23 protein-coding genes are annotated in these 26,616 nt (G+C 58.8%); 15 read left to right on the forward strand and 8 right to left on the reverse strand.

What is annotated here, in order from left to right:
* Window positions 1–24: 24 nt before the first annotated feature.
* The 4 genes from ICA15_RS15245 (at window position 25) to ICA15_RS15260 (ending at window position 5,337) form a co-directional block, all read left to right on the forward strand.
* Complete coding sequence (locus tag ICA15_RS15245) at window positions 25–1,629, forward strand: tetratricopeptide repeat-containing response regulator (RefSeq protein ID WP_150604270.1); 1,605 nt, start codon at window positions 25–27, stop codon at window positions 1,627–1,629.
* Window positions 1,626–2,318: a sensor histidine kinase gene (locus ICA15_RS15250; protein WP_210554075.1), complete on the forward strand. Its 693-nt coding sequence runs from the start codon at window positions 1,626–1,628 to the stop codon at window positions 2,316–2,318. The genes ICA15_RS15245 and ICA15_RS15250 overlap by 4 nt, the downstream gene beginning before the upstream one ends.
* 313 nt (window positions 2,319–2,631) lie before the next feature.
* On the forward strand, window positions 2,632–3,873 hold the full coding sequence (locus ICA15_RS15255; RefSeq protein WP_191627673.1) for a glutamine synthetase family protein: 1,242 nt from the start codon (window positions 2,632–2,634) through the stop codon (window positions 3,871–3,873).
* 69 nt (window positions 3,874–3,942) lie between these two features.
* Window positions 3,943–5,337, forward strand: coding sequence for an MFS transporter (locus tag ICA15_RS15260; protein ID WP_210554074.1), 1,395 nt, complete (start codon window positions 3,943–3,945; stop codon window positions 5,335–5,337).
* 265 nt (window positions 5,338–5,602) lie between these two features.
* Here the strand turns inward: ICA15_RS15260 and ICA15_RS15265 are convergent, their stop codons facing one another.
* The 4 genes from ICA15_RS15265 to flgA form a co-directional block, all read right to left on the reverse strand.
* Window positions 5,603–6,349, reverse strand: coding sequence for a flagellar brake protein (locus tag ICA15_RS15265; protein ID WP_210554073.1), 747 nt, complete (start codon window positions 6,347–6,349; stop codon window positions 5,603–5,605).
* An 83-nt stretch (window positions 6,350–6,432) separates the two neighbouring features.
* Complete coding sequence (locus tag ICA15_RS15270; protein WP_042560524.1) at window positions 6,433–6,900, reverse strand: flagella synthesis protein FlgN; 468 nt, start codon at window positions 6,898–6,900, stop codon at window positions 6,433–6,435.
* 48 nt (window positions 6,901–6,948) lie between these two features.
* Window positions 6,949–7,275: a flagellar biosynthesis anti-sigma factor FlgM gene (flgM, locus tag ICA15_RS15275; protein ID WP_042560523.1), complete on the reverse strand. Its 327-nt coding sequence runs from the start codon at window positions 7,273–7,275 to the stop codon at window positions 6,949–6,951.
* Window positions 7,276–7,436: 161 nt separating this feature from the next.
* On the reverse strand, window positions 7,437–8,198 hold the full coding sequence (flgA, locus tag ICA15_RS15280) for a flagellar basal body P-ring formation chaperone FlgA (RefSeq protein WP_210554072.1): 762 nt from the start codon (window positions 8,196–8,198) through the stop codon (window positions 7,437–7,439).
* 81 nt (window positions 8,199–8,279) lie between these two features.
* Here flgA and ICA15_RS15285 point away from each other — a divergent pair, with 81 nt between their 5' ends.
* From ICA15_RS15285 to flgE, 6 genes are all read left to right on the forward strand, one after another.
* A complete protein-coding gene (locus ICA15_RS15285) occupies window positions 8,280–9,212 on the forward strand; it encodes a chemotaxis protein CheV (RefSeq protein WP_150604264.1) in 933 nt (310 codons plus the stop codon).
* A 46-nt stretch (window positions 9,213–9,258) separates the two neighbouring features.
* Entirely contained in the window at window positions 9,259–10,086 is an 828-nt protein-coding gene (gene cheR / locus ICA15_RS15290) for a protein-glutamate O-methyltransferase CheR (protein ID WP_150604263.1), read from the forward strand.
* A 367-nt stretch (window positions 10,087–10,453) separates the two neighbouring features.
* Window positions 10,454–10,864, forward strand: a complete 411-nt coding sequence (flgB, locus tag ICA15_RS15295) for a flagellar basal body rod protein FlgB (RefSeq protein WP_150616072.1) — start codon at window positions 10,454–10,456, stop codon at window positions 10,862–10,864.
* Between the two features lie 3 nt (window positions 10,865–10,867).
* Window positions 10,868–11,311: a flagellar basal body rod protein FlgC gene (gene flgC / locus ICA15_RS15300; RefSeq protein WP_042560519.1), complete on the forward strand. Its 444-nt coding sequence runs from the start codon at window positions 10,868–10,870 to the stop codon at window positions 11,309–11,311.
* A gap of 15 nt (window positions 11,312–11,326) precedes the next feature.
* On the forward strand, window positions 11,327–12,052 hold the full coding sequence (flgD, locus tag ICA15_RS15305; RefSeq protein WP_150616071.1) for a flagellar hook assembly protein FlgD: 726 nt from the start codon (window positions 11,327–11,329) through the stop codon (window positions 12,050–12,052).
* Window positions 12,053–12,082: 30 nt separating this feature from the next.
* On the forward strand, window positions 12,083–13,417 hold the full coding sequence (flgE, locus tag ICA15_RS15310; protein ID WP_210554071.1) for a flagellar hook protein FlgE: 1,335 nt from the start codon (window positions 12,083–12,085) through the stop codon (window positions 13,415–13,417).
* Window positions 13,418–13,893: 476 nt separating this feature from the next.
* Here flgE and ICA15_RS15315 read toward each other — a convergent pair whose 3' ends face one another.
* The gene (locus tag ICA15_RS15315; protein WP_210554070.1) at window positions 13,894–16,788 is read right to left on the reverse strand and encodes a ribonucleoside-diphosphate reductase subunit alpha; all 2,895 of its coding nucleotides are present in this window, start codon (window positions 16,786–16,788) and stop codon (window positions 13,894–13,896) included.
* Between the two features lie 851 nt (window positions 16,789–17,639).
* Between ICA15_RS15315 and ICA15_RS15320 the strand changes: the two genes are divergently transcribed.
* Together ICA15_RS15320 and ICA15_RS15325 are read left to right on the forward strand one after the other, a co-directional pair.
* Window positions 17,640–18,362 carry a response regulator gene (locus ICA15_RS15320; protein WP_150597780.1) on the forward strand — a complete coding sequence of 241 codons (723 nt, stop codon included), beginning with the start codon at window positions 17,640–17,642 and terminating at the stop codon, window positions 18,360–18,362.
* Window positions 18,359–19,969, forward strand: coding sequence for an ATP-binding protein (locus ICA15_RS15325; protein ID WP_150616068.1), 1,611 nt, complete (start codon window positions 18,359–18,361; stop codon window positions 19,967–19,969). The genes ICA15_RS15320 and ICA15_RS15325 overlap by 4 nt, the downstream gene beginning before the upstream one ends.
* A gap of 223 nt (window positions 19,970–20,192) precedes the next feature.
* On the opposite strand, the gene ICA15_RS15330 is transcribed toward ICA15_RS15325, so the two are convergent.
* Both ICA15_RS15330 and ICA15_RS15335 read right to left on the reverse strand, forming a co-directional pair.
* Window positions 20,193–20,918, reverse strand: coding sequence for a 4'-phosphopantetheinyl transferase (locus tag ICA15_RS15330; protein WP_150616067.1), 726 nt, complete (start codon window positions 20,916–20,918; stop codon window positions 20,193–20,195).
* Window positions 20,919–21,065: 147 nt separating this feature from the next.
* Complete coding sequence (locus ICA15_RS15335; RefSeq protein WP_210554069.1) at window positions 21,066–21,857, reverse strand: dienelactone hydrolase family protein; 792 nt, start codon at window positions 21,855–21,857, stop codon at window positions 21,066–21,068.
* A 142-nt stretch (window positions 21,858–21,999) separates the two neighbouring features.
* On the opposite strand from ICA15_RS15335, the gene ICA15_RS15340 reads away from it, so the two are divergent.
* The 3 genes from ICA15_RS15340 (at window position 22,000) to ICA15_RS15350 (ending at window position 24,776) form a co-directional block, all read left to right on the forward strand.
* The gene (locus tag ICA15_RS15340) at window positions 22,000–22,605 is read left to right on the forward strand and encodes a porin family protein (protein ID WP_150604253.1); all 606 of its coding nucleotides are present in this window, start codon (window positions 22,000–22,002) and stop codon (window positions 22,603–22,605) included.
* Between the two features lie 150 nt (window positions 22,606–22,755).
* Window positions 22,756–23,433 (forward strand): response regulator transcription factor, encoded by a 678-nt coding sequence (locus ICA15_RS15345; RefSeq protein ID WP_210554068.1) that lies wholly within the window; start codon window positions 22,756–22,758, stop codon window positions 23,431–23,433.
* Window positions 23,430–24,776 (forward strand): ATP-binding protein, encoded by a 1,347-nt coding sequence (locus ICA15_RS15350; protein ID WP_150616065.1) that lies wholly within the window; start codon window positions 23,430–23,432, stop codon window positions 24,774–24,776. Before ICA15_RS15345 ends, ICA15_RS15350 begins: the two co-directional genes overlap by 4 nt.
* A gap of 540 nt (window positions 24,777–25,316) precedes the next feature.
* Here the strand turns inward: ICA15_RS15350 and ICA15_RS15355 are convergent.
* On the reverse strand, window positions 25,317–26,381 hold the full coding sequence (locus tag ICA15_RS15355; protein WP_150616064.1) for a S8 family peptidase: 1,065 nt from the start codon (window positions 26,379–26,381) through the stop codon (window positions 25,317–25,319).
* Window positions 26,382–26,616 lie beyond the last annotated feature (235 nt).

The raw sequence follows: 26,616 nt of genomic DNA on the forward strand, positions 1-26,616 counted from the left end.
ACTTCAATTGCCTGGAAATCCTCGATGCTGTCGTATCACCAAAAGCGTTTTCTGATCGTCGATGATTTCTCGGATTTTCGCAGTTCCGTGCGCTCAATGTTGCGCGAACTGGGCGTCAAGGACGTGGATACGGCGGACACCGGCGAGCAGGCGCTGAAGATGTGTGCGCAGAAGTCCTACGATTTCATCCTGCAGGATTTCCACCTCGGCGACGGTAAAAAGAACGGCCAGCAAGTCCTCGAAGACTTGATGGTGGAAAAGCTCATCAGCCATGAAGCAGTGTTCGTCATGGTGACCGCCGAGACCAGTCAGGCGATGGTGCTCAGTGCTCTTGAGCATGAGCCGGATGCCTACCTGACCAAACCGTTCAACCGCTCGGGCCTGGCTCAGCGCCTTGAGCGTCTGGAGCAGCGCAAGACGTTGCTCAAGCCGATTCTGCAAGCCCTCGATCGTGGCAAACCGGTCGAGGTGCTCAATGCCTGCATCGCCCTGTGCAAGCAGGACATCCGCTATTCGCCGCTGTGCCTGCGTTACCGCGCCGATGCGCTGCGCGACCTGAATCAGAACGAAGCGCTGGAGCGTCTGTACGACAGCATCATTGCTGATCGACCGTTGCCTTGGGCTTTTGCCGGGTTGGGCAAGTTGTTGTTCAAGCGTGGCCAGGTTGCACAAGCCAAAGGCGTGTACGAGAAAGCCCTGAAAGTGTTCCCGTTGATGCCGTCGCTGTATGACGGCATGGCCGATGTGCTGGTTGCCGAGGGCGATACCAAAGGCGCGCAGCGGGTGCTGGAAGAGGCGATCCGGTTGTCGCCACTGGCGGTGCGTCGACAGGCGTTGCTGGGCAAACTGGCGATGGCCAACGAAGATTTCGACACCGCCTCGCGCGCTTATCGTCAGGCCGTGGCGCAGGGCGCGCAGTCGCGATTCAAGGATGCAGAAAGCAACCTCGGCCTGGCCCACGCCTTGATCAGCAAGGGCAGCGAGCGCGGTCTCGACACCCGCACGCGGCTCGAGATCAACACCACGCTCAGCGCTGTGGCCAAAGAGAACCCGAGCGATCCGGGCCTGCAGATTCGGGCGCGTCTGATGAAGGCCACCAGCCTGCTGCTCAACGATGCCGAAACCGCTGACAAGCTTACCGAGCAGGCAATGATGCGCCTCGACGGCATGGAGCAGTTCATGAGTCCGGAGGCAGCGCTGCTGGTCGCCAAGCAGTTGCAGATGCTCGGTCAGGCCGAGGCGGGCAACTCGATGCTCAAGAGCTGTGCGGAGATCTACGGCGACGATCCGGCGGTGATGAAAGACATTGCCAAGCTCACCGATGACCCGACTATCCTCAGTTCCAGCAACGCCGCCGCCGACCTCAATCGTCAGGGCGTGCGCGTGTACAAGACCGGCAATCTGGTGGAGGCCCGCGAGGTGTTCCGCAAGGCGCTGAAGATGCAACCGAAGAACATCAGTATTGCGCTGAACATGGCCCAGTCGCTGCTGCACGGCACCGACACCAGTGTGCCGTCGGCGGAGCTGGAAGAATGTCGGGCCTGCCTGAAAATGGTCGGCCTGATGCCCGACACCGACGCGCGTCATGCGCGTTATCAGAAGCTGAAAAGCAAGGCGTTTGGCGAATGAAACAAGACGAGCAGGCTCTGGATTTTTCCACGGTGATCGCCTCCACCGTCCACGACATGAAGAACTCGCTGGCCATGCTCATGCAGGCCCACAGCCAATGGCTGGCGCGTCTGCCGCAGGCGCAGCGCGAAGGCTCGGAGCAGGGCGTGATCGACTTCGAGTTCGCCCACCTCAACGGCATGCTGGTGCAACTGCTCGGGCTGTATAAGCTCGGCGTCAACCAGATGCCGTTACAGCCTGCGTACCACGAACTCGATGATTTCATCGAGGCGCAACTGGCGGCGCATCAAGAAGTGTTCGCCAGTCGCGGGATCATCGCGACCTATGAAGTTGATCCGCTGATTCCGCTGGGTTTCTTCGATCGCGAATTGGTCGCTTCGGTGTTGGGCAACTGCATCAATAACGCCATCCGTTACGCCCGCGAGTCGTTGCTGATCAGCGTAAGCGACGAGGCCGGACAATTGGTGATAAGCATCAACGATGACGGCGACGGTTATCCGGCCCAGATGCTCGAACGTCAGGCCGACTACGTGCAGGGCATCAATCACAGCAGCGGCAGCACCGGGCTAGGCCTGTATTTCGCCAATCGAATTGCGGCGTTGCATCAGCGCAATGGCGTTGAAGGGCGCACCGAAATCGGCAATGGCGGGCCATTGGGTGGCGGAGTGTTCAGTCTCTATCTCCCCTGACACCCGCTCTGCGTCATGTGAGCTGCCGAAGGCTCGGGGCGCGATCGGACGATCTTTTGATATTGAAAAAGCAACATCAAAAGATCGCAGCCTGCGGCAGCTCCTACATGGGGCATGGGATTTTGTTTGACGCTGCTTGATATTGCGAACAGCCGGAGCCTATTTTGTACGGGTCGCCGTTCGCGGCTCGCACAATAACAAGGATTGCGTCATGACAACCGATGGCCAGCGTTCACTCGCACAGCGACTGACGGGCATTGATGAGATTGAATGTGTCACGCCGGATTTGAACGGCGTACCACGGGGCAAGGTAATGACTGCCGAGGGTTTCCTCGAAGGGCGGCGCTTGCAGTTGGCGCGGGGTGTGCTGCTGCAATGCATCATGGGGGGGTATCCGCCGGCGCGGTTTTACGGCAGTGATGACGGCGACCTGGCGCTGATTGCCGAGCCAGACCAGATTCATCGCTTGCCGTGGAGCGACGAACCGCGGGCCCTGGCGATTTGCGATGCCGATGAGCTGACCGGCGAAAGCTCCAGTCTGTCGACCCGCGGCCAGCTCAAGGCAGTCATCGCCCGTTACGCGGCGCGCGGCCTGGCACCGGTGGTGGCGACCGAACTGGAGTTCTTCGTGTTCGCGCCTAACACCGATCCAACCCAACCGTTTCGCCCGCCAGTCGGCCTCGATGGTCGCCGCGAGGATGGTTTGTCGGCGTTCAGCGTCAGTTCCAATAACGGTCTGCGGCCGTTCTTCAGCGAAGTGTATAAATGCATGGCGGCCCTCGGTTTGCCGCGCGATACCTTCATGCATGAAATGGGCGTCAGCCAGTTCGAGATCAACTTGCTGCATGGCGATCCGCTGCTGCTGGCCGACCAGACGTTCCTGTTCAAGCATCTGCTTAAAGAAGTCGCGCTCAAGCATGGCTTGACCGTGGTGTGCATGGCTAAGCCACTGGCGCACACGCCGGGCAGCTCGATGCATATTCACCAGAGCATCGTCGACATCGCCACGGGTAAAAACGTCTTCAGTGACGAGCACGGTGAGCCGACCGCGATGTTCCGCCACTTCATCGGCGGGCAGCAGGCCGGCATGGCCGATTTCACCGCACTGTTTGCACCCAATGTGAACTCCTACCAGCGCCTGTGCCATCCGTACGCGTCGCCGAACAACGCCTGCTGGTCGCACGATAACCGTGCGGCCGGGTTGCGGATTCCGGCCAGTGCGCCGGTCGCTCGTCGGGTGGAAAACCGTTTGCCGGGCGCCGATGCCAACCCCTATCTGGCGATCGCCGCCAGTCTGGCCGCCGGTTTGCATGGCATCGAGCATGAGCTTGAGCCGAGCGAAGCGATTCAGGGCGAGTTCGCGGTGCCGGACAATCTTTCGCTGCCGTGTACCTTGCACGCCGCGCTTGAGCGTCTGAAGCGTAGTCAATTGGCGAGGGAACTGTTTGGACAGGAGTTCATCGAAGGCTACATCGCTTCGAAGACCATGGAATTGACCAGCTTCTTTGATGAAATAACTCCCTGGGAACGGCGTGTTCTAGCAGCCCAGGCCTGACGTACCATCGTCACCGGGCTATCGTTCTGGTAGCCCGATCTTTACTGCAAGGAGCCGCTCGGAACGCCGATGCGCCAAATCTGGAAATCCTTTCGAGCGCTGTATTTCGCCTCGCTGATGATGTTGATCGGCTCGGGCCTTTTGTCTACTTATCTGGCATTGCGCCTGGCCGCCGAGAATGTCGACGGACTGTGGGTCGGTGCGCTGATGGCGGCCAACTATTTCGGCCTGGTGCTGGGTGGCAAGATCGGCCATCGGTTGATCGCCCGGGTCGGTCATATCCGGGCGTATTCCGCGTGTGCCGGGATCGTCGGTGCGGCGGTACTTGGCCACGGCATGGTCGATTGGTTGCCGGCGTGGCTGGTGCTGCGGACCATCGTCGGTCTGGGCATGATGTGCCAATACATGGTGATCGAGAGCTGGCTCAATGAGCAGGCTGATGCCAATCAACGTGGGTTGGTGTTCAGCGGCTACATGATTGCCTCGTACCTGGGGCTGGTGCTCGGTCAGCTGATTCTGGTCATGCACCCGGGGCTGGGTCTGGAACTGCTGATGCTGGTCGCGCTGTGCTTTGCCCTGTGTCTGGTGCCAGTGACGCTGACCCGGCGGATTCACCCGGCGCCACTGCATCCGGCACCGATGGAGCCGCGCTTCTTTATCAAGCGCGTGCCGCAGTCGTTAAGCACGGTGCTCGGTGCGGGATTGATCATCGGCGCGTTCTACGGTCTGGCACCTTTGTATGCGTCGCAGCAGGGGCTGTCGACCGAGCAGGTCGGTCTGTTCATGGGTAGCTGCATCTTTGCCGGGCTGCTGGTGCAGTGGCCGTTGGGCTGGCTGTCTGATCGTTATGATCGCGCGCTGCTGATCCGTTGCTTCGCCGGTTTCCTTGCGGTGGCGGCGTTGCCATTGGCGATCATGCCGCAGGTGCCGTTGGAGGTGCTGTTCGTGGTCGGCTTCTTCTGCTCGCTGGTGCAGTTCTGTCTGTATCCGTTGGCGGTGGCGTTTTCCAACGACCACGTCGAAGGTGATCGGCGCGTGTCGCTGACGGCGATGCTGCTGGTCACTTACGGGGTGGGTGCGAGTATCGGGCCATTGCTGGCGGGTGTGCTGATGAAGTTTCTCGGCAGCCAGAGCCTGTATGCGTTCTTCAGCTTCTTTGCGCTGGTGCTGGTGTGGCGAATCCGCCCGAAAGCGGTGACCAATCTGCATCAGGTCGACGACGCGCCGCTGCATCACGTGGCGATGCCGGACAGCATGTCGAGTTCGCCGCTGGTCGCTGCGCTTGATCCGCGAGTGGATGAGCAGGTGGTGCAGGAGCAGATGCAGAATCCGGTCAGCCCGGATCCAGAGCCGGAGCCGGAGCCGGAGCCTGAAACAGAGCCTGAATCTCCATCTGAGCCAGAAGCAAGCCCCGATGACGACGGCGAAAAACCAACACCGGATATCAGCGGTGCCAGGCCTTGAATATGGCAGAGCAATCAACTGAGGATTTCGGAGTTGCGGGGCTTTTGTGGCGAGGGGATTTATCCCCGATGGGCCGCGCAGCGGCCCTAATCTGGTTGACCTGATCTCACTGATACACCGCATTGAATGGTTCTTGGGGGTGCTTCGCGCCCCATCGGGGATAAATCCCCTCGCCACAGGGATTTCCTAGCGCTTCAATCCTTTGGCAGACATAAAAAAGGGCAGTCACCGCGAGGTGACTGCCCTTTTTATTGGCGCGTACGACTCACATATCGTCTTTGTCGAAACGCCGTGCTTCACGTTGCAACTGATAGACGAAACGCTCGACGTTGCGCGCGGCCGGGCCACTGATGTTGTGGAAACGCAGGCCGGCGAAGGTGATGTTGAGTTTTTCTTCGAAGTGCAGATAGCGCAGTTCGACGGAAATCGGCTGGTTGCCGAACAGTGGCGGGGCGATCATGCGGTCGTAGACCTGGCCCAGTTGCAGCCGGTCAGTGATGTCGCCTTCAAAGCGCAGTTTGCAACCGGTGGCGGAAATATCCAGCAGTTTGCCCTGGATTGGCGCCTTGAGCTTTTCGCCACCCAGTTCAACGCTGACCAGATCGGTCAGTTTCAGTGCTGCGCGAAAAGCGTTGCGGCGCTGGTGATAAACCACTTCGGTCGGCAGCTCGCCGGTGTAAAAGCGGTCGCCGTCGGATTCTTCGATGTTCAGCGTACCGTTGCATTCCCAGGCAATGCGTACGCCATCATGGAAGCCTTCAACCCTGAACGGTTCACCGGCCAGCAGAAAGCGCTCGCCGTCGCGCGGGATCATTTCGTCCAGAGCGATCGAGGCGCTGTCGCGGTCGACTTTGATCAGGTAGCTCTGGAAGCGCTGGCTGCGTTCATGGAACGTGATGATCAGCGGGTCGTGACTGTCTTGCAGTTGACGCAGGTTGCTGGAGATTTCCAGGGGCGTGGTGAGCACCTTAGGTGGCTGCGGAGCATCATCCGCGCTTAGGGCGTTTGGCACGTTCTCTCAATCTCCAGACAAAATTTGACGATGAATGGCCAGCATTTTGCCAGCATGTTCCGCGTGTTGATAGTGCGAATGGCTCACGCCTGGCTGAAGGTGCGCGGCTTGACGGGTCTGGCGAAAGTGCCGCTGGCGTCATAAAGCGCTGGCGGTTCGCCCCCGGTGAGAATTTTCAACTGATTGGATGTCGCGGCCTGCTGGATCTGGATCGACTGGCCGTTCTTGGCGTTGGCTGCCTGGCACTGGCTGATGAGGTCAGTGAGGGCATCGCCCTGCGTCATCAACTGCTCGCCAATGCTCGACTGGCTGGCCAGTTGCTCGAGGCCTGTGCGGTCAGTCGGCAGGTTCAGGCTGGCGAGGATTTCGCTGCGCTTGCGGCCATGCTGTTCAAGCAGAATGATCAATGCCTGTTTGCGCGCCAGAATTTCTTCCAGCAAGGGCATGTCGCGACCGTGCAAGGCGAGGGCCTCGGTTTGCAGTAACTCCAGCAATTGTTGAGCTGGAGCAAAGTCGTCGTTGATCAGTTGCAGTAAATTAGTGTCGTGCATGGCTGGCCTTGGGTTTTAAGCGTCCAAAAGCCTGGCGCAGGCGAAGGCCTAGCGCTGGGCTTCGAAGTTGAGCAGTTTGCTGGCTACACGGTTGCTGTCGACTTTATAGCTGCCATCGGCAATCGCGGCTTTCAACTCGGCCACACGGGCTTTGTCGACAGCAGGTTGATCGCGCAGCTTGTCAGTGACCTTCTGCAACTGTTGAGCCTCATTGCTGAGGTGTACCGATTCCCCGCTTTTAGCGGTACTGGCCGATTCGGCCGGGGTATTCAGCGGCGCTGAGGTGCCGTTTTCGGCGGTTTCCTTGGCGTTGCTGGTACGCGTACTGCCCGTAAGTGACGAGGAGCTGTTCAAACGGCTGAAATCGATGACCATGATAAAAACCTCTGGGAATTTGGACGCTTGCCATGTTTTCGGCTATCCCCTGGAAAACTTTAGGCCCATTTGCGAATGAGTCTGCATGCGCCGGCGCGTGTCCTGCTGCGGCACAGTTTAGGGAAGCGACGGGGTCCGCGCCAGTTTTCTCACGAGGGCTTCTACATGGCGACTTCCACTTGGCCCGGCGCGACGACTTGCGCCTTGATGACCCGTTGCGAGTTGAGGTTTTTCACCCGGATCTGTTCCCTCAGGCCGCCGTTGGCCAAGGCTTCGCCGGGCATGCGCACGGCCATCGTCCCGCTGCGGGCGGTGATGACCACTTGATCGCCTTTGCGCACAACTTCCGCCTGTTCCAGATGCACCAGGGTAATGACCTGATCGGCTACCGTTGGTCGGGTTAATTTCTGCCCGATCGCGTCGTCTACCGACGTCAAAAAACCCTGGTTGATTGTGCTGACATCGCGCTCGCGCAAAACCACATCCTGAGGCTCGATAATCCCGGCGCGCTTGAGGGGGCGGGTAGTGGTCACAATCTCGCGAAACAGGCGGACTTGAGCGGGTACGAACACGGTCCAGGGGGAGGCGCCCTCACAGCGAACCTTGACCGTTACCCGGCCCAAAGGACGTGCCGGACTCTCCAGTGAGGCTGTCAATTCCTTGTCGCACATGGGCATGCGCATGCGGGGGTCGAGCTGGTTCACTTCGATTTCGTAGCGGCCTTCCGTTTGACTGGTTGCCAGATAGTCTTCTACGGTGAACTCAAGAAAGCCCTGTGTGACGCCGATAAGCATGTCAGGCAGGGTAACCGCATCAGCAATGGCAGGGCTGCCAGCGAAACAGCAATAAATGGCGGACACCGCGCAAAGCCCTCTGCGGAGGGAAGATGTCAGGCGTCGGAAAAATGTCGTTTGAGCGTTCATACGAGTTAAAAAGCAAGCGCCGTGCCGTTTAGCAATGAATGTGCGTCGCAACAACACTTGGCGTTGGTTTAGGAGTCTGGCATGGCTGGTGTAATGGATTCGGTGAACCAGCGCACGCAACTGGTAGGGCAGAATCGCCTGGAGCTGTTGTTGTTCCGTCTTGACGGTCAGCAACTCTACGGGATCAACGTGTTCAAGGTTCGGGAAGTGCTGCAATGCCCGTCGCTGACGTTGATGCCCAAGTCCAGTCCTGTCGTGTGCGGGGTGGCAAGTATTCGGGGGGCGACCATTCCGATCCTTGATCTGGCAATGGCGACCGGCTCAGGTGCGTTGAAAGACAAGAACAACCCGTTCGTGATCATCACGGAGTACAACACCAAGACCCAGGGTTTCCTGGTCCGCTCGGTGGAGCGCATCGTCAACATGAACTGGGAAGAGATTCATCCGCCGCCCAAGGGCACGGGTCGCGATCATTATCTGACCGCTGTGACTCGGGTGGACAATCAGTTAGTCGAAATCATCGACGTCGAGAAAGTGCTGGCGGAAGTCGCACCGACGCCGGAAGCGATTTCGGTCGGCGTGGTCGATGTCGAGACCCAGACCAAAGCGTTGTCGCTGCGGGTGCTGACAGTCGATGACTCGTCGGTGGCACGCAAGCAGGTCTCGCGGTGTCTGCAGACGGTTGGCGTGGAAGTCGTGGCGTTGAACGACGGCAAGCAGGCGCTGGATTACCTGCGCAAGCTGGTCGACGAGGGCAAGAAGCCGGAAGAAGAGTTCCTGATGATGATCTCCGACATCGAGATGCCGGAGATGGACGGGTACACCCTGACGGCGGAAATCCGCAGCGACCCACGCATGCAAAAGCTTCATATCATCCTGCATACTTCGTTGTCGGGAGTGTTCAATCAGGCGATGGTCAAGAAAGTCGGTGCCGATGACTTTCTGGCCAAATTCCGTCCTGATGACCTGGCATCCCGGGTAGTCGACCGGATCAAAGCAGCAGATATCAGCTAGGGGCCTTCTGCCCCTGGCGGTCAACACGATTTAAGAGGCGGCATCATTGTCTACGGGTAATTTGGATTTCGAACAGTTCCGGGTGTTCCTGGAAAAAGCCTGTGGCATTTTGCTCGGTGAAAACAAGCAATACCTGGTCTCGAGCCGTCTCAACAAACTGATGGAAGTGCAAGGCATCAAGTCCCTGGGTGAGCTGGTTCAGCGCATCCAGACCCAGCCGCGCAGCGGTTTGCGCGAGCAGGTGGTCGATGCCATGACGACCAACGAAACCCTGTGGTTTCGTGACACCTATCCGTTTGAAGTCTTGAAGAACAAGGTGCTGCCCGAAGCCATCAAGGCCGCTCCCAACCAGCGTCTGCGGATCTGGTCGGCGGCGTGTTCCTCGGGTCAGGAACCGTACTCGCTGTCGATGTCGATCGACGAGTTCGAGCGCAGCAATCTCGGCCAGTTGAAGATGGGCGTGCAGATCGTTGCCACGGATCTGTCTGGTCTCATGTTGAACAACTGCAAGACCGGCGAGTACGACAGCCTGGCAATCGGTCGTGGCTTGTCGCCTGATCGCTTGCAACGTTACTTCGACCCGAAAGGGCCGGGTCGCTGGGCCGTCAAGGCGCCGATCAAGAACCGGGTGGAATTCCGCTCGTTCAACTTGCTCGACAGCTATGCAGCGCTGGGCAAGTTCGACATCGTGTTCTGCCGCAACGTGTTGATCTACTTCTCGGCTGAAGTGAAGAAAGACATTCTGTTGCGCATCCACAGCACGTTGAAGCCGGGCGGTTATCTGTTCCTCGGTGCTTCCGAAGCGCTGAACGGTTTGCCGGACCATTACCAGATGGTTCAGTGCAGCCCGGGGATCATTTACCAGGCGAAGTAACTGACATCGGCGTCACAAGAACGGGAGTCCTCAGGGGCTCCCGTTTTTTGTGCCGAATAATCTCCCAGGCGCCAATTCCCTGTAGGAGCTGCCGAAGGCTGCGATCTTTTGATCTTGTTTCTAAAAAACAAAGTCAAAAGATCGCAGCCTTCGGCAGCTCCTACAGATTGAGACCAGTTCCGGGGTATTCGGTAAAGGCAGGGGCAAGCGGCAGAAAAGCGGCATCTGGCGGAAAGCGGTTGCCGCTTTTCTGGCATTGCCGCATTGCCGATAGCCCGCAAGGCCCCGGTTTACGGGTGTTTCTTGCATTGGCACGCCACTTGCTAAAGCTCAGTTACGAAAAACCGGTCACCTGAAGGTTCCCGACATGAGCATCAGCTTCGATAAAGCGCTCGGCATTCACGAAAAGGCTCTGGGCTTCCGCGCCCAGCGCGCTGAAGTGCTGGCCAATAACATCACCAACGCCGATACCCCGAACTACAAGGCTCGGGATCTGGACTTCTCCAAAGTGCTGGAAGCACAGACCGAGAAAACCAAAAGCGGTGGCCACTTCGCCCTGAACATGACCAACAGCCGTCACATCGAAGCTGAAGGTTTGGGCAATGGTGACGAATCGTTGCTGTATCGCACGCCGATGCAACCGTCGATCGACCAGAACACTGTTGACGCCCAGATTGAGCAGTCCAACTACGCGGAAAACGCCGTGGGCTTCCAGGCCAGCTTCACCCTGCTCAACAGCAAATTCAAAGGGCTGGTTTCAGCCCTGCGCGGAGAGTAATCCATGTCCCTGTCCAGCGTTTTCAACATTGCCGGCAGCGGCATGAGCGCACAAACCACGCGTCTGAACACCGTGGCATCGAACATCGCCAACGCCGAAACCGTCTCGTCGAGCATCGACCAGACCTATCGCGCCCGTCACCCGGTATTCGCCACCATGTTCCAGGGCGGCCAGAGCGGCGGCAGCAACTCGCTGTTCCAGAACCAGGACGCTGCGGGTCAAGGTGTGCAGGTGCTCGGCGTGGTCGAAGACCAGAGCAACCTCGAAGCGCGCTACGAGCCGAACCATCCGGCTGCCGATGGCAAGGGCTACGTCTACTACCCGAACGTCAACGTGGTGGAAGAGATGGCTGACATGATCTCCGCGAGCCGGTCCTTCCAGACCAACGCCGAAATGATGAACACCGCCAAAACCATGATGCAGAAGGTACTGACCCTCGGTCAGTAATAAGGGGCGACTGTCATGAGCGTTACCGATACCACCAGCGGCCTCAGCATGAACGACATCCTGGCGAACTCTTCGAAGAGCACCAGTTCGACCACTGGTGGCATTGCTTCGGCCACCAACAGCGCCACCGGCGGTCAAGCCCTGGGCAAGGATGCGTTCCTGCAGCTGCTGGTCACCCAGCTGAAAAACCAGAACCCGCTCGATCCGCAGGACAACAGCGCATTCGTTGCGCAGTTGGCGCAGTTCAGCAGCCTGGAAGGCATTACCACGCTCAACAGCACCGTTAGCGGGCTGGCCGGCAACTACAACTCGTCGCAAGCGTTGCAGGCGTCGTCTCTGGTTGGCCGCAACGTGATTGTGCAGACCAATACCGCACAGCTCGACGACCCGACCAAAGGCATGACTGGTTCGGTAACCGTGCCATCGTCCATCGCGGAAGGCACCGTGACGATCACCGACAAGGACGGCAAAACGGTTCGCACCATCGACCTGGGTAGCCGCGCCGCTGGCGCCGCCAGTTTCACGTGGGATGGCAAGGACACCAGCGGCACCGTGGTGCCCGTCGGTACTTACACCTTCAAGGCCAACGCACCGATCAACGGCGCCGCGACGGACCTGGCAACTTACCTGCCGGCCACCGTCAACAGCGTGACGATCAGCCAGACCGGCGGCGAGCTGATGCTCAACCTGGCCGGCAAGGGCAGCGTCGCCCTGTCCAAAGTACAAACCATTGGTATATAGAGCCGACTAACCGGCACAAAGGAGTGGAATATGTCTTTCAATATCGGCCTTAGCGGTCTCTATGCAGCCAACAAACAACTGGACGTGACCGGCAACAACATCGCCAACGTCGCGACTGCCGGTTTCAAATCTTCCCGTGCAGAGTTTGAAGACGTCTACTCGGCGACCAAACTGGGCACCGGCAGCAAGGTCATCGGTAACGGTGTGCGCCTGGCCAACGTTTCGCAGCAGTTCACCCAGGGTGACATCAGCAACACCGGCAACGTGTTGGACATGGGCATCAACGGCTCGGGTTTCTTCACCATGAGCAATAACGGCTCGATCTCCTATACCCGTGCCGGTACATTCAAGGTCGATGACGCCGGTTTCATCACCAACACCGATTACACCTCGCGCCTGCAAGGTTACGGCGTGGATGCCAACGGCAAGGTCATCAACGGTGTGTTGACCGACCTGAAAATCGACACCTCGAACCTGGCACCGAAGTCGACTTCGGCCGTGGGATCGAGCATCAACCTGAACTCTTCGTCCCCCGTGATCGTTGATACTGGCGCCAACGCCGTCATATTCGATCCGTCCAAGGTCGAGACCTACACCAAGTCGTTCAGCACCCCGATCTATGATACGCAGGGCAACAAACACGACATGGATCAGTATGTGGTGAAGACGGGCGAAAACACCTGGAAGGTATACACGTTGGTTGACGGTCGTAACCCGGATGCAACGGGTAGCGATCCAAAAACCACTCCGCCAGTGGCATCGACCCTGACCTTTGACTCTGCAGGCAAGTTGACTCAGGTCAGCACACCAAACCCGGCAGATCCGGCCGATCCGATCATCAGCAGCGACCTGACGCTGAAAAGCTGGAGGCCGGGCACGGTGACCAACGGTGTCTTTACGCCCAACGGCGCAGCTGCCAACCCGGCTGGTGTGACCATTTCGATGGCCAAGACTACCCAGTACAACGCGGACAACTCGCGTACGATTCCGACTCAGGATGGTTACGCCACTGGCCAGATCACAAACCTGACCATCGACGGCACTGGTACTCTGTTCGCCAACTTCAGCAACAATCAGAACAAGGCCATCGGCCAGGTTGCGCTGGCCAGCTTCACCAACGAGCAGGGTCTGCAGGCTGTTGGTGGTACTAGCTGGAAAGAAACCTTTGCTTCGGGTATCCCGGGTTACGACGCTCCGGAAACCGGTACTCTGGGTTCCATTCAGTCCAACTCGCTGGAAGAGTCGAACGTTAACCTGACCAATGAGCTGGTTGATCTGATCAAGGGTCAATCGAACTATCAGGCGAACGCGAAAACGATTTCGACTCAGAGCACGATTATGCAGACCATTATTCAGATGGCTTGATTCTGGGTATTGGCTGTACAGGGAGCCCCTCTTTTTGAGGGGCTTTTTTGTGGATGGCGTTTTTGGGGGCGGGGGGATATCCGTTGTTGCGGTGATCGCTGCTTAAGGTTGCGCCCTGACGTCGGGGCCACTTTGGCAAGCGCCGGAGTGCCGGCCCAGTCCAAAGTAACCAAAGGTCTGTGCCCTCACGTTCGGCCATCTCCCGAGGAGGAGGGAGCGGACTTGTGGGCTATTCAGAGCTTGAACTCGACTCGGTACTCACCTCGGTATATCTCTCCCAATCACCGCGGTCAGTCCCCTCTCCCTCCGGGAGAGGGTTAGGGTGAGGGGCTTTTGATCTTTCGCCCCTTCGGCAAGCCGAGCGAAGGCGATGCCCCAACCCCAAAAAACAAAACCCCCGACAAACCAAAAGTCTGTCGGGGGTTTTCTTTTGCCTGGAGGAATCAGGCGTTTCGCAACGCCTGATTCAGCTCAGCTTATTGGCAAGCTTCGCAATCCGGCTCGTCAATCGCGCAAGCCTTCGGCACTGGAGCGGGACCGGCAGGAGCAGCCAGGACCGAATCTTCACCGTGGTTGCCGCCGCTGGAAACAGCGTTCAGCTTGCCGGTGTTGATGGTCGACTTCTCGGTGCTGGTCGCGGCCAGGGCACGGAGGTAGTAGGTGGTTTTCAGACCACGGTACCAAGCCATGCGGTAGGTGACGTCCAGCTTCTTGCCCGATGCGCCGGCGATGTACAGGTTCAGCGACTGGGCCTGGTCGATCCACTTCTGACGACGGCTGGCCGCGTCAACGATCCACTTGGTGTCCACTTCGAACGCAGTTGCGTAGAGCTCTTTGAGCTCTTGCGGGATGCGCTCGATCTGCTGAACCGAACCGTCGTAGTACTTCAGGTCGTTGATCATGACCGAGTCCCACAGACCGCGCGCCTTGAGGTCGCGAACCAGGTACGGGTTGATCACGGTGAATTCGCCCGACAGGTTCGATTTCACATACAGGTTCTGGTAGGTCGGTTCGATCGACTGCGATACGCCAGTGATGTTGGCGATGGTTGCGGTCGGTGCGATGGCCATGATGTTGGAGTTACGAATGCCTTTCTGTACACGGGCGCGAACCGGTGCCCAGTCCAGGGATTCGTTCAGGTCAACGTCGATGTACTTCTGGCCACGTTGTTCGATCAGGATCTGTTGCGAATCCAGCGGCAGAATGCCTTTGGACCACAGCGAACCCTGGAACGTCTCGTAAGCGCCGCGCTCGTCAGCCAGGTCGCAAGAGGCCTGGATGGCGTAGTAGCTGACCGCTTCCATCGACTTGTCGGCGAACTCGACGGCAGCGTCGGAGCCGTAGGCGATGTGCTGCAGGTACAAAGCGTCCTGGAAGCCCATGATGCCCAGACCCACCGGACGGTGGCGGAAGTTGGAGTTCTTCGCCTGCGGTACCGAGTAGTAGTTGATGTCGATCACGTTATCGAGCATGCGCACGGCGGTGTTCACGGTGCGTTGCAGTTTAACGGTGTCCAGCTTGCCGTCGACGATGTGGTTCGGCAGGTTGATCGAGCCCAGGTTGCAGACCGCGATCTCGTCCTTGTTGGTGTTCAAGGTGATCTCGGTGCACAGGTTCGAGCTGTGAACCACGCCGACGTGCTGCTGCGGGCTACGCAGGTTGCAAGGGTCTTTGAAGGTCAGCCATGGGTGGCCGGTTTCGAAGAGCATGGACAGCATTTTGCGCCACAGGTCTTTGGCCTGGATGGTCTTGAACAGCTTGATCTTGCCTGGGTACTGGGACAGCGCTTCGTAGTACTCGTAACGCTCTTCGAAAGCCTTGCCGGTCAGGTCGTGCAGATCCGGTACTTCGGATGGCGAGAACAGGGTCCACGGACCGTCATCGAAGACGCGCTTCATGAACAGGTCAGGGATCCAGTTGGCAGTGTTCATGTCGTGGGTACGACGACGATCATCACCGGTGTTCTTGCGGAGTTCGATGAACTCCTCGATGTCCATGTGCCAGGTTTCCAGGTAAGCACACACAGCGCCTTTGCGCTTGCCACCCTGGTTAACGGCTACAGCGGTGTCGTTCACGACTTTGAGGAACGGAACCACGCCTTGCGACTTGCCGTTGGTACCTTTGATGTACGAACCCAGCGCACGGACCGGGGTCCAGTCGTTGCCCAGGCCGCCAGCAAATTTCGACAACATGGCGTTGTCGTGAATCGCGTGGTAAATGCCCGACAGGTCATCCGGCACGGTGGTCAGGTAGCAGCTCGACAGCTGAGGACGCAGGGTACCGGCGTTGAACAGGGTCGGAGTCGAAGCCATGTAGTCGAACGAGGACAGCAGGTTGTAGAACTCGATCGCACGGTCTTCTTTGTTCTTCTCTTCGATCGCCAGGCCCATGGCCACGCGCATGAAGAAGATCTGCGGCAGTTCGAAACGCACGCCATCCTTGTGGATGAAGTAACGGTCGTAAAGGGTCTGCAGGCCCAGGTAGGTAAATTGCTGATCGCGCTCGTGGTTGATCGCCTTGCCCAGTTTTTCCAGGTCGAAGGTGGCCAGCACAGGGTTCAGCAGTTCGAACTCGATACCTTTGGCGATGTAAGCCGGCAAGGCCTTGGCGTACAGGTCGGCCATTTCGTGGTGAGTGGCGCTCTCGGTCACTTCCAGGAAGTTCAGGCCTTCGGCACGCAGGGTGTCCATCAGCAGGCGGGCGGTCACGAACGAGTAGTTCGGCTCGCGCTCAACCAGGGTACGGGCGGTCATCACCAGAGCGGTGTTGACGTCGGTCAGGGCCACGCCGTCGTACAGGTTTTTCAGGGTTTCGCGCTGGATCAGGTCGCCGTCGACTTCAGCCAGGCCTTCGCAGGCTTCGGTGACGATGGTGTTCAGGCGACCCATGTCCAGCGGCGCCAGGCTGCCGTCGGCACGGGTGATGCGGATCGACGGATGCGCGTTGACGGCTTCTTCGGCCGGGGCGTGGGCAGCGCGTTCTTTCGAACGACCGTCGCGGTAGATCACGTAGTCGCGAGCGACTTTCTGCTCACCGGCACGCATCAGGGCCAGTTCGACCTGGTCCTGGATTTCTTCGATGTGGATGGTGCCGCCCGAAGGCATGCGACGCTTGAAGGTCGCGGTGACCTGTTCGGTCAGGCGGGCAACGGTGTCGTGGATTCGCGACGAAGCGGCAGCGGTGCCGCCCTCAACTGCGAGAAACGCTTTGGTGATAGCGACGGTGATCTTGTCATCGGTGTAAGGAACGACAGTGCCATTACGCTTGATCACGCGCAGTTGACCAGGCGCGGTGGCTGCCAGATCCGAATTCGAATCGGCGGCCTGCGGCAAGGTGCCCTGCGGGTTCTCGCGAGTTGTGTCGGTTTGCATGAGGGATTGTCTCCACATTCTCTATGTTTGTTTGGGCACCATCATGGTGCTCACCGTTCTGTCCCGAAGCACTACTACCGACGAGAGTCGGCATTCACAACTTCGGAGCAGTAGGAAAAAGGCTACGACGCCGCATCCTTGCCGAAGTTTTTGGTTGCGAGCACATGCTCGAACCGGATTCCTTTCAGGTGACAGTTATGACTGCAACACCCATACCGTTTTGCCCGTTCGGAGCTATAAAAACGGTGCCATCCGCGAGTGCGGTCTGGTCTTCGAAAAACTTGCTGTGTTCAAGCTGAAACTGGCCATAAATCGCTTGAGTTTCAGCTCTGAAATGTGGTTGGGCTTTTCAGGTGAAAACCCTACATGTAGGGTCTCTGTTTTCGCCGTGCTACAAGATAATGCGTTTTAAGGGGTGTTGCAACGTACGGGCTGTGGATAAACCTGTGCGTAAATTGTGTAAGAAAGCTGGAATTCCCGTGTAGGCCGCGAACCTGCTGACCTAGACCGTTTGTCACTGTTTTTCCGCCGACAAAATCGCTTCAGCGGTTTTTTAAGGGCGCGAACCCTATCACAAAAGCTGACCTTGTCCGAACGCATTTACCGACTTGTGTTCTGGCTGTACGCCGTTTATACAATCGGCTCACGCGCAGGCATTCTTATCCTCCAAAAACATGACAAATGAACGGGAGGATCGTGGATATTCCACATGCTTTTGTAGGAGCTGCCGAAGGCTGCGATCTTTTGATTGTAAAAAACCAGATCAAAAGATCGCAGCGTTCCGCAGCTCCTGCAGAGTCTGATTCGCAGCCATCCCTTCTATTAATAAAAACAGCAAGCAGAGGTCACCGGTGGAGCAACAAGCCTTTCAGATATTGATAGTCGAGGATGATCAACGTCTGGCCGAACTCACTCGGGACTACCTGCAAGCCAATGGATTGCGCGTCGAAATCGAAGGCAACGGCGCGCTGGCGGCGGCGCGGATCATCACCGAGCAGCCGGATCTGGTGATCCTCGATCTGATGCTCCCCGGTGAAGATGGCCTGACGATCTGCCGCAAGGTGCGCGACCGTTATGACGGGCCCATCCTGATGCTGACCGCGCGCACCGACGATGCCGACCAGATCCAGGGGCTCGACCTCGGCGCCGACGATTACGTGTGCAAACCGGTGCGTCCGCGACTGCTGCTGGCACGCATTCAGGCATTGCTGCGACGCAGTGACACACCCGAGCCGAGCGCGGAAAAAAGCCGTCGCCTGCAATTCGGCCCGCTGGTGGTCGACAACGCCTTGCGCGAGGCTTGGCTGAGCGACAACGGCATCGAGCTGACCAGTGCCGAATTCGACCTGCTTTGGCTGCTGGTGTCCAACGCCGGGCGCATCCTGTCGCGGGAGGAAATCTTCACTGCGCTGCGCGGTATCGGTTACGACGGCCAGGACCGTTCGATCGATGTGCGTATCTCGCGCATCCGCCCGAAAATCGGTGATGACCCCGATCACCCGCGCCTGATCAAGACCATCCGCAGCAAAGGCTATCTGTTTGTCCCTGAAGCCTGCGTAGACCTGACGCTGTGAACTCGATCTTTCTGCGCATCTACGGCGGCATGTGCGCAGCGCTGATTCTGGTGGCGGTGCTCGGTGTGCTGGCGCTGCACCTGCTCAATCAGGTGCGCAGCGAACAATATCGCGAGCGTCTGGCCCATGGCACGTTCTCGCTGATGGCCGACAACCTGCAACCGATGAACGAAACCGAGCGCCATCGTGCGCTGCTGGTGTGGGAGCGACTGCTGGGGATTCCGCTGGCGCTGAAGAAATTTGCCGAAACCGATCTCGATCTGTCTCAGCGCGCCCGGGTGCAGCGCGGTCTGGCGCTGGTCGAGCAGACCGGGCCGCACGCGGCGAAGGTCTATCGACTGGTCAGCGACAAGGAACAACTCGTCCTCACCGGCGAGGTGCAGCAGATCAGCGAGCAACTGGCCCGGGCGACGATTTACCTGCTGGCTGATGAGCTGGTGCGCGTGCCAGTGGCCGAGCAACCGAAACGGCTGGCGCAGATAAAGAAAGACAAGGGTTTTGGTTTTGACCTGCGGCTGGTCACGATCAATGACGCCGACATGGACGAAGACCAGAGCCGGCGCGTGTCCGAGGGCGATACGGTGATGGCGCTGGGCAAGGGCGGCGATTCGATCCGTGTCTTTGCCGGCATGGTCGGCACGCCATGGGTGCTGGAAATCGGCCCGTTGTATCAGATGAATCCGTATCCGCCGGAGTGGCTGGTGCTGATCGCCGCGCTCGGTCTGAGTTTGATCGGCCTCATCGTTTATCTATTGGTGCGTCAGTTGGAGCGGCGTTTGCGCGGTCTCGAAGCAGCGGCCACGCGCATCGCCAAGGGCAGCCTGGAAACCCGCGTGCCGGCGCGCGGTGCCGACTCGGTCGGGCGACTGGCTTCGGCGTTCAATGGCATGGCCGAGCACTTGCAGCAATTGCTGGCGATCCAGCGTGAACTGGTGCGCGCGGTGTCTCACGAATTGCGCACGCCGGTGGCGCGCCTGCGTTTCGGTCTGGAGATGATCGGCTCGGCGACCACCCCGCAAGCACTGGAAAAGTACCGGGAGGGCATGGATCACGACATCGAGGACCTCGATAAGCTGGTCGACGAAATGCTTACTTACGCGCGGCTGGAGCAGGGCTCGCCGGCGCTGACGTTTCAGCGCATTGACCTCGATGCACTGGTCAATCAGGTGATCGAAGAGCTGGCGCCGTTGCGCGCCGAGGTCACGGTGCAGCGTGGGTTGTGCCTGTCGGCTGCCGACAATGATGATGCCTGGGTCGAGGCTGAGCCTCGGTATCTGCACCGCGCCCTGCAGAATCTGGTGGGTAACGCGATGCGCCACGCCCACTCGAAGGTCACGGTGAGTTATCAGGTCGGGCAATTGCGTTGTCGGGTCGACATCGAAGATGACGGGCCGGGTGTGCCGGAGGTGGCGTGGGAGCGGATATTTACGCCATTCCTTCGTCTGGATGACAGTCGCACTCGGGCGTCAGGCGGGCATGGTTTGGGGTTATCGATTGTGCGGCGGATCATCCACTGGCATGACGGCCGGGCAATCATTGGCAAGAGCAAAAGCCTGGGTGGGGCTTGCTTTAGCCTGAGTTGGCCGCGCAACCAAGAGCGGCGCTGAGTCTTGAGCTGGCCGGGCTGGCCCCATCGCTGGCAAGCCAGCTCCCACAGGTATGAGGTGGGTCCATAGACTCAGCCACAGGTGTGAGGTGGGCCCATAAATCTTCCACAGTTTAAGTGGGTAAAACTCCCAGGTTTGAGATGAGTTCACAAAGTCTGTGTTCAACACCGACACTGTGGGAGCTGGCTTGCCAGCGATGAGGCCACGACAGGCAATACAGATCTCAGGCAGGAATGCTGACCAGGCTCAATAACTGTCCATCCTGCACCCCGAACTGGGCATCCAGCTCTGTGCCGTTGCGCCACTCGCCCGACAAATCGGTCAACAAACGCAACCGGACCGATCCCGCCTCGGTCCACTCCAGCACTTCGGCGTGCTCGAAGTAAAAGCGCTTCTGCACGATCGGATAGAGCGCCTTGAACAAACTTTCTTTCACCGAAAACGTCAGTGTCACCCACAGGGCCAATTGATCCGGCGACGCTGCAGCCATGCGCTGCATTTCCGGCGCGGTCAGAATTTCTCCGGCCAGGCGCTCGGCGCGTTCACGGTTGAGCAAATTTTCCAGGTCCATGCCCAAACCGCGCCAATGCTGCTTGTTGGCGACAATCGCCGCCGCGCGGCCGGTGCTGTGGGTGATCGAGCCGCAGATGTGCGCCGGCCACACCGGCGCGCGATCCTCGCCAATGGGCGGAACCACGCCGCTGCCCTGAAGTTGCTGCAATGCCGCGCGGGCACAGATGCGCCCGGCGAGAAACTCCGCCTGCCGCTTCGCTACCGAACGCTGGATACTCGGCGGCGGCTCGATGGCGCTGCGCTGGAAGTCATCGCCAAGCAGTTGTGACGGATCGAAATGCGTGCTGAGCAGCACCGTGTCGGGCAACACCGTCGGCAACGGCCAGTGGGCGTCGAGCGGGGTGCAACAGGCGGGGAGGGTTGGAGTTGGATTCATGGCGGGCATTTTGCCGGTTAGCACAAGAGCTGGGTAGTGCATATCAATGTAGGAGCTGCCGAAGGCTGCGATCTTTTGATCTTGTTTTTTTGCAATCAAAGTCAAAAGATCGCAGCCTTCGGCAGCTCCTACAGGGGGGGGATGTGATCAGCCAAAGATCTTCTTGAAGAACGCCTGCATGTCAGCCCAGGATTTTTCATCGGCAGCCTTGTTGTAGCCGATATCCGGGCCACCGTGCTCGCCATGACTCAAGCGATCAGCATCCGGATTGCTGAAACCATGCTTGGCACCCTCCAGGCTGACAAACTTATAGTCAGCGCCAGCCTTGTCCATTTCCGCCTTGAACGCGGTAACGGCGTCAGGTGTGACCATGCTGTCGAGCGCGCCATGTTCCACCAGAACTTTCGCTTTCACACTGCCAGGCGTGGCCGGGGTTTTGGTTGCCAGTGCGCCGTGGAAACTCACCACGCCCGCCAACGGCACACCCTGACGCGCCGCGTTCAACACCACCGCACCGCCGAAGCAGTAACCGATGGCCGCAAGTTTGCTGACGTCGGTCTGCGGTTGTTTCTTCAGCAAATCCAGCCCTGCTTCGAAACGTTTGCTGGCCGCCGCCGCGTCTGCAGTCGCTGCCTGCATGAACGCCATCGCATCTTTCGGGTGCTCGGTGTTCTTGCCTTCGCCGTACATATCGATCGCCAGCGCGCTGTAGCCGAGTTCGGCCAGATCCCGCGCGCGGCGCTTGGCGTAATCGTTCAGGCCCCACCATTCATGCACCACGACGATCCCCGGGCGCTTGCCCTTGATGGCGTCGTCGTAGGCGTAGTAACCGATCAGCTTCGTGCCGTCGGCGCTCTGGTAGGGGATTTCTTCAGTCTTGATCGCAGCCTGGGTGAGGCTGCTGACGGCCAGTAACGTGAGGGCGAGGAACAGGCGCATGGTCGGTCTCCTTATTGATAAGTGGTCAAAACAGCCTAGTCGATTTGGTTCAGGTCAGGTTCAGAGAGCGTTCAGGGGCGGTACAGGGGAGGGTCAGTAACCTTGCGCCATACCCAAACAGCACTGTGAAAGAGGAAATACCATGACTCGTTTAAACAAACTGCTGCTGGCATTTACCGTAATGAGCGCCAGCATCGCGGCCCATGCCGACACCACTTCCAACTTCGCGGGCCTGACTTTCGGCCAGACCAGTGACAAGATCAAAAAGTCCCACGCACTGAACGATAACCTTGATCACCCGAACGCCACTGGCGCGATCGACGGCAACAACACCTACGGCGTGCGCGTCGGTCAGCAAAACTCGCAAGGTCGCTACTACGCCACCTACGACAATGTGTCCGGTTCGCACAATGGCATTAAACTGCGTCAGGAAAACCTGCTGGGCAGCTACGATCTGTTCTACCCGGTGGGCAGCAGCACCAAACTGTTCGGCGGCGCAACGGCGGGTCTGACCAAGCTGACTCAGGAATCCCCAGGCTTTAGCCGTGACAGCGACATCGGTTATGCAGTCGGCGGCCAGTTCGGTGTGATGCAGCAAGTTTCGCAAAACACCTCGGTGGAACTCGGTTACCGTTACCTGCGCAGCAATGCCAGCACCGAGATGAGCGAACGCGGTGGCAGCAAGCAAGGCTCGCTGGACCTGACCAGCAGCGCGCAGACGTACTTGTCGGCCAACTACTTTTTCTAAGGAAGTTCGCCTTCTGCACCCTGTGGGAGCTAGCCTGCTGGCGATAGCGTCCTGACAGCCGATCATATTGTCGGCTGTCAAATCGCTATCGCCAGCAGGCTAGCTCCCACACAAGTTGTCTGGAGCATTTGATTTACCCGGGAGAGCGTCATGAAACTATTGGTCGTCGAAGATGAAGCGCTGTTGCGCCATCACCTGCAAACCCGCCTGACGGAGAGCGGCCACGTGGTCGAGTCCGTGGCCAATGCCGAAGAGGCGCTGTACCAGACCGGCCAGTTCAACTTTGATCTGGCGGTGATTGATCTCGGTCTGCCGGGCATGGGCGGTCTCGACCTGATTCGTCAGTTGCGTTCAGGCGGCAAGACCTTTCCGATCCTGATCCTCACCGCGCGCGGCAACTGGCAGGACAAGGTCGAAGGCCTCGCCGCCGGTGCCGATGATTACGTGGTCAAACCGTTCCAGTTCGAAGAGCTCGACGCGCGCCTGAATGCCTTGCTGCGCCGTTCCAGCGGCTTCACCCAGTCGACCATCGTTGCCGGCCCGCTGTTGCTTGATCTCAATCGCAAACAGGCGAGCCTCGATGAGCAACCGCTGGCGCTGACCGCCTATGAATACCGCATCCTCGAATACCTGATGCGCCATCACCAGCAAGTGGTGCCCAAGGATCGCTTGATGGAGCAGCTCTATCCGGACGACGGCGAGCGCGATCCAAATGTGATCGAAGTGCTGGTCGGTCGCTTGCGCCGCAAACTCGAAGGCCCGGCCGGGTTCAAGCCGATCGACACCGTGCGTGGCCTCGGCTACCTGTTCAATGAGCGCTGCACTTGATTCGTTCCCTTCGCGTTCGGCTGATGCTTGCCGCCACCACGTTGGCGGTGTTGTTCATGCTCGCCTTGCTACCAGCGATGCAGGGCGCATTCAGCCTTGCCTTGCAAGATTCGATCGAGCAACGCCTGGCCTCGGACGTCACCACGCTGATCTCTGCCGCGCGCGTTGAAAACGGGCGACTGATGATGCCGTCGCAGTTGCCCGATGAGCGTTTCAACCTCACCGACTTCCGTTTGCTCGGTTACATCTACGACCGTGAAGGGCATCTGGTGTGGCGCTCCAAAGCCACCCAGGAAGAACAGATCAACTACAAGCCGCGTTACGACGGACTCGGCAATGAGTTCGCGCGGATACGCGAAGCCAATGGTCAGGAGTTCTTCGTCTACGACGTTGAAGTCAAACTGCTCGGCGGCAAAAGTGCGGCGTTCAGCATCGTCGCCCTGCAACCGGTGCGCGAGTACGAAACCACCCTTCAAGGCCTGCGCGAAAACCTGTATCTGGGCTTCGGCGCCGCCTTGCTGGTGCTGCTGGCTCTGTTGTGGATCGGCCTGACCTGGGGCTTGAAAGCCTTGCGCCAACTCAGTCAGGAACTCGACGAAATCGAGACCGGCGCCCGCGAAAGTCTCACCGAACAACACCCGCGCGAACTGCTGCGTCTGACGGGTTCGCTTAACCGGTTGCTGCTTAGCGAACGGCAGCAGCGCAGCCGTTATCGCGACTCGCTGGATGATTTGGCGCACAGCCTGAAAACGCCGTTGGCGGTGCTGCAAGGCGTCAGTGAGGACATGGCTCAGCGGCCTAAAGACGTCGATCAGGCCTGGGTTCTGCAGAGTCAGATTGAGCGCATGAGTCAGCAGATCAGTTATCAGTTGCAGCGGGCGAGTTTGCGCAAAAGTGGGCTGGTGCGGCATCAGGTGCGGTTGCGTCCGGTGCTGCAAAGTCTGTGCGATACGTTGGACAAGGTGTATCGCGACAAGCGTGTGCGGGTGGCGTTTGATCTGCCGGAGCATTGTTACGTGCCGATTGAGCAGGGTGCTTTGCTGGAGATGATGGGGAATTTGCTGGAGAACGCTTATCGGCTTTGTCTGGGTGAGGTGCGCATCAGTGTGCGTGAGAGCCTGACCGGGGTTGAGTTGTGTGTTGAGGATGATGGGCCGGGTGTGCCGGCGGATCAGCGGGCGCGGATTCTTGAGCGTGGTGAGCGGCTGGATCGGCAGCATCCGGGGCAGGGGATTGGGTTGGCGGTGGTGAAGGATATTATTGAGAGCTATAACGCGAAGTTGATGTTGGGGGATTCGCCGATGGGGGGGGCTGCGTTTCGGATTGTTTTTCCGGTGGTTTGAGTTGGGGTTTGGGGTTGGGTGTATATCCGTTGCTGCGGTGATGGCAGCTTAGGGTTCCGCCCTTACGGCGGGTCACTTTTGGCAAACGCCCCAAAAGTAACCAAAAGGTCTGTGCCCTGACGTTCGGCCCACTCGCTGGGGCTCGGGGTTCCTTCGCTCCGGGATCCATCCGGGGCATCGATTCCGGTTTGCTTCGCTGCACCTCCTTTCGATGTCTTCCCCGGATGAACCCCTCCGCTCAGCCTGCCGACGGGCCTTTAAGATCAACAGCTGCACTCGAGCTAACGCTCATTGTGTTGAGTGGGGTGGCTGCGCCACGTGCTTCGCGGGTAAATTAGAACTGTGGGAGCCAGCGTGCTGGCGATGGCGGCCTGACAGCCGACCAGCCTCTAACGTGAACTCGGTTCAACTGTAGGAGCTGCCGGAGGCTGCGATCTTTTGATTCTGATCTTTGCGGTGCTTTTCTGGATGCGAGCACGGTTCGGTATACCGCGGGTGCGTACTTCCCCCTAACTCCTCCGTCAGTCCCTCAAAACTGCATCAATCAATGCTGGAGTCCGGCGCTTGGCGGGAGGCGGCTTCCAGATCCAGCAGTCCTTGTCCGTAGGCTTCGCTGTTGGCGTAGATGCCTGTCCGGTTGGCTGTGGCCAGCAGGTGTGCGCGGACTTGTTGTGGCGTGAGTTCGGGATAGCGACTTTGCAGCGCTGCCATGGCGCCACTGACCAGTGCTGCCGCGGGAGATGTGCCGGCAGTCTGGACGTATTTGCCATCCTTGTTGGTGGTCAACAGACCTTGGTCAGTACCTGAGTCGCCGCCCGGGACGGCGATGCACCAGGCCGCTGCCACGCCGCAGTAGTTGGATTTGGCATTGATGGCGCTGCCATCGTTTTTCAGTGCAACCACGGCGATCCAGCCTTTTTCAAGTTCTGGCAGGGCGAGTGGCAAGCCAGGTTCGGCCAAGGGTTCTCGTTTCAACTCGTTACCGGTCGGGAAGACGAATACCGCGCCGTCCTGAACCAGTTTTCGGGCGGTTGCCAGCGACTCCGGCATGACCTGCTTGTAGCGTGCTTCATTGATCTCGGTCGCCGGGATGGCATTCGCCCATGAGTTATTGAGGATCCGTGCGCCTTTGTCGAAACCGGCCTGCCAGGATTGGGCAATCTCGCTGTCGAAGAAAAACGGCTCGTTGTCGTCGCCGAATCGAAACGGGATCAGCTGTGCGTTGAACGCGACGCCGTGCATGCCCTGGTCGTCCTTGTTGGCTGCGAGAATGCCCGCCATCTGGGTGCCGTGTCCGATTCGGTCAAAGGTGCCGACGCGGTTTTCGACATGATCAAACCCCGGGTCACGCAGCCGTCCCTGAAACTCCGGCAAGTTGCTGTTCAATCCCGAGTCGATCAGTGCGACGGCCACGCCCTGACCGGTACCGCCGCGGGCATAAAGGGCTGAAGCATGGACAATCGCCAAGCCTTTCTGGGCCTGATATTCCGGCGTCTCGAACGGCGTCGGATCTATCGAGGGCTGTACGGGGTTTGTCAGGCATCCGGTTAACAGGAGTGTCAGCGCAAGCGCGGGGATGAGTGAAATATCGGGGATTTGAAGCATGATCGTTCCTTGATAAGGCTCCGTGCACAGCAGGCTTCCTGGCCTGTGCAAATGTCGCGGAGGAGGTTTTTTTGAAGCGAGAACCTTACCGGTGTGAAGCGATGAAGTGTCATGGAGGCAAAGTGCCCCGTCTGTTTCAAAGGATGGCGAATGGAAAAGTTCGAGTTATCCAAGCTTGAGGCGAGGGAGCGCAGCGTCCGGATTTACGTGCCTGCCCCGATTTTTATCGCCTGAA

The sequence above is a fragment of the Pseudomonas sp. P116 genome (genome assembly GCF_020149425.1).
Classification (GTDB): domain Bacteria; phylum Pseudomonadota; class Gammaproteobacteria; order Pseudomonadales; family Pseudomonadaceae; genus Aquipseudomonas; species Aquipseudomonas anatoliensis.

Excerpts from the sequence above, each read along its gene's own strand:
- ICA15_RS15255 (WP_191627673.1), top strand. The coding sequence starts at position 2,632 with ATGACTGCCGAGGGTTTCCTCGAAGGGCGGCGCTTGCAGTTGGCGCGG.
- ICA15_RS15330 (WP_150616067.1), bottom strand. The coding sequence starts at position 20,918 with ATGAATCCAACTCCAACCCTCCCCGCCTGTTGCACCCCGCTCGACGCC.
- flgC (WP_042560519.1), top strand. The coding sequence starts at position 10,868 with ATGTCCCTGTCCAGCGTTTTCAACATTGCCGGCAGCGGCATGAGCGCA.
- flgB (WP_150616072.1), top strand. The coding sequence starts at position 10,454 with ATGAGCATCAGCTTCGATAAAGCGCTCGGCATTCACGAAAAGGCTCTG.
- ICA15_RS15345 (WP_210554068.1), top strand. The coding sequence starts at position 22,756 with ATGAAACTATTGGTCGTCGAAGATGAAGCGCTGTTGCGCCATCACCTG.
- ICA15_RS15335 (WP_210554069.1), bottom strand. The coding sequence starts at position 21,857 with ATGCGCCTGTTCCTCGCCCTCACGTTACTGGCCGTCAGCAGCCTCACC.
- ICA15_RS15270 (WP_042560524.1), bottom strand. The coding sequence starts at position 6,900 with ATGCACGACACTAATTTACTGCAACTGATCAACGACGACTTTGCTCCA.
- flgD (WP_150616071.1), top strand. The coding sequence starts at position 11,327 with ATGAGCGTTACCGATACCACCAGCGGCCTCAGCATGAACGACATCCTG.
- ICA15_RS15315 (WP_210554070.1), bottom strand. The coding sequence starts at position 16,788 with ATGCAAACCGACACAACTCGCGAGAACCCGCAGGGCACCTTGCCGCAG.
- ICA15_RS15285 (WP_150604264.1), top strand. The coding sequence starts at position 8,280 with ATGGCTGGTGTAATGGATTCGGTGAACCAGCGCACGCAACTGGTAGGG.
- flgA (WP_210554072.1), bottom strand. The coding sequence starts at position 8,198 with ATGAACGCTCAAACGACATTTTTCCGACGCCTGACATCTTCCCTCCGC.
- ICA15_RS15250 (WP_210554075.1), top strand. The coding sequence starts at position 1,626 with ATGAAACAAGACGAGCAGGCTCTGGATTTTTCCACGGTGATCGCCTCC.
- ICA15_RS15245 (WP_150604270.1), top strand. The coding sequence starts at position 25 with ATGCTGTCGTATCACCAAAAGCGTTTTCTGATCGTCGATGATTTCTCG.
- flgE (WP_210554071.1), top strand. The coding sequence starts at position 12,083 with ATGTCTTTCAATATCGGCCTTAGCGGTCTCTATGCAGCCAACAAACAA.
- ICA15_RS15355 (WP_150616064.1), bottom strand. The coding sequence starts at position 26,381 with ATGCTTCAAATCCCCGATATTTCACTCATCCCCGCGCTTGCGCTGACA.
- ICA15_RS15260 (WP_210554074.1), top strand. The coding sequence starts at position 3,943 with ATGCGCCAAATCTGGAAATCCTTTCGAGCGCTGTATTTCGCCTCGCTG.
- flgM (WP_042560523.1), bottom strand. The coding sequence starts at position 7,275 with ATGGTCATCGATTTCAGCCGTTTGAACAGCTCCTCGTCACTTACGGGC.
- ICA15_RS15340 (WP_150604253.1), top strand. The coding sequence starts at position 22,000 with ATGACTCGTTTAAACAAACTGCTGCTGGCATTTACCGTAATGAGCGCC.